3 protein-coding genes are annotated in these 2,242 nt (G+C 70.2%); all 3 read right to left on the bottom strand.

Annotated elements, in window-relative coordinates:
* Complete coding sequence (locus OQ02_RS41795) at positions 1 to 681, bottom strand: DUF222 domain-containing protein (RefSeq protein WP_051773497.1); 681 nt, start codon at positions 679 to 681, stop codon at positions 1 to 3.
* Between the two features lie 238 nt (positions 682 to 919).
* Complete coding sequence (locus OQ02_RS39030) at positions 920 to 1,987, bottom strand: DUF2332 domain-containing protein (RefSeq protein WP_033443723.1); 1,068 nt, start codon at positions 1,985 to 1,987, stop codon at positions 920 to 922.
* Between the two features lie 161 nt (positions 1,988 to 2,148).
* Positions 2,149 to 2,242 (bottom strand): fasciclin domain-containing protein (locus OQ02_RS43395; RefSeq protein ID WP_197043660.1); only part of this gene is annotated, 94 nt, incomplete at its 5' end.

The raw sequence follows: 2,242 nt of genomic DNA, 5'->3' as shown, positions 1-2,242 counted from the left end.
TTATGGTGCGACATAACAGCGGTGCAGGTCTTTCACCTCCACATTGGTTGACAGCGCCTCGTGGCGCACCCCCGGAAAAGCACAGCCCCGATCCCGGGCATGCAGCGCCTTGCGCTGTGCGACGCTCACCGTCCGCTTCGTCCGCCCCAAATCCAATACCTCCGACCCGCCGCCCATCACGACGGGGAGAACTTTCGCGTCGCACGCGATCCGTCGCGCCTGCGCCGCACTCAAATAACGGTCACCGTCGAGCACCGCGTGCCCCACACCCCGCCGCAACGTCTCCATATCGACGGTGACGCTGATGTGCGGGCGCTCCCCGGCCTCGGACGGCAGGTCACCGGACCGCGACGCCAGCGAGATCACGTCGGCGAAGGCCTCGCCGAACCGGTGCGCCCGGTCCTTCGGCCCTTCCGGACGCGGCGTCGCCAACGGCTCCAGCATCGCGGTAAACCGGGCACCGGTCTCCGCCGACACCTCGCCCCAGAACTCCACGCGCCCGCCCGGCAGATCCCGCACGTACAACACATCCGCCGGCTCGGCCGCAGGCTCGTCCAGCTCGTCCACCGAGTCCTGCTCGACCCGGTCCCGGATGCGGTCGGCGAGCTGCCGGACCACCTTCGGCTCCACCGACCCGGCAGCCTCGACCAGGACCTCCTCCGACCAGTCCGGCAACTTCAACGTCGGGCGAACACGTCGTCCTCGGTCAACAACACCGGCGAAACATCCATACCCGAACAATAGTCGAACAGACATTCGCACGTCATCACCCGACCAGGCAAGAAGACCCGGCGCAAATGGCACAGTCCGTCACCGGGCCGCACGGACGCGTGAATTCAACTACACCACGAGGGAATCGTGCCGGTGACATCGATCCATTCGGTGCAACGTCCGCCAATAAGCCCTCGGACTCACTCATCTAGTCCGTCAGCCACGCCAGCATGCGGCCCTGTGACCAGGACCGGCCGATGGCTTGGGTGTGCAGGGTGGACCCGTCGAACACCGCCAAGCCGATGATGCTGTGCCCGGAGGCGCGGCGATCACCGAGCGTCGGTATCGCCGGCGCGACTCCGACCCCCTCCGCCGACACCCACGCCACCGTCCTGCCCGCCGCCGCTTCGTCCAACCGGTGCAGGAAGCGCAGGCGGCCCTCGAGTGGGAAGCGCGCCAGCGTCCATGCCGTGGTCACGACCGGCAGGGCGTCGGCGGGTACTTGGGCGAAGGCGTCGGGCAGCACGTCGACCGCGTCACCCCGCAGCAACACCGGACGGGCCGCCGCCACCAACGCCATCTCCGCTTCGAGCCGCGCGACCCGTTCCGACCGGTCCGGCCGGTCCGGCCACAGGCAGGCGCGCAACCACCGGGCGTCATCCGCGTCGGTCACGTCGACCGGGTCGAGGTCGACACCGACCCTGGCGACGACCTCGGGCACCGCCGCCGTCGGAACGGGCCGGTCCCCCACGACCGAAGCCGACATCTGCACGGGAGACGCCGGGTCGCCCAGCGACCGCCCTCCATATGTAATGCCGACGCGATCGACGCTGAGGGTGAACCCGGCCGAGCAACCGACGTCGATCAGCCCCACCGCGGTCGCGCCCACCCGTCGCGCCGCCTCGGCGATGGCCGGGTACAGCACGGCGCAGCGCCCGGTCTCGTCGGCCCGCACCCGCCGGCGCACGGCGATGGCCACGACCGCGTCGGTCATCCGCAGCACCGTGTCGATCGCCGCGCCAGCAGCGGCTTCACCGTCCCCGGCGGCGTAGGCCGCGGCGAGTTCCGGGGCACGTCCGGCGAGGGCGAGGTCGTGCAGCGCGGCGAGGATCAGCGAGGGGTGCCGCTTGCGCGCCGGCACCGCTTCGATGGCGCGCAACGCCTCGTCGGACTCGCTCAGGGCGACCGCGACGCGTTCGTACAGCGGCGACGTGCCGGCCGCCTCGGCCTCGCCGAAGTGCCGGTACACCTGAGCGAGCGTGCGCGCCCTACCCATGCAAGAAATCCCCCAGATCCGCTCCACAAGCCTGCCCCAGGCTAACCCCGCGCTCGACGACGGGGGAAAACCACACCGGATGCCGGTGACGTTCCGAGTGCACGGACGAAGGATCGCGGCCTCCGGGGGGTGGCCGCGATCCTTCGTCCGGGAGTGGCGGGTCAGGCGGTGGGGATCATGACCTTGTCGATGACGAAGACGGTGGCGTTGGCGGTGGGGATGTTGCCGCACAGCACCTTGGCGCCGTTGACGGTG

The sequence above is a fragment of the Saccharothrix sp. NRRL B-16314 genome, from assembly GCF_000716595.1.
GTDB lineage: Bacteria > Actinomycetota > Actinomycetes > Mycobacteriales > Pseudonocardiaceae > Actinosynnema.
This window is presented reverse-complemented; position numbering and strand designations above follow the sequence as displayed.

Bases quoted from the DNA above. Each gene is read 5' to 3' on its own strand.
- OQ02_RS39030 (WP_033443723.1), bottom strand. From the start codon at position 1,987: ATGGGTAGGGCGCGCACGCTCGCTCAGGTGTACCGGCACTTCGGCGAG.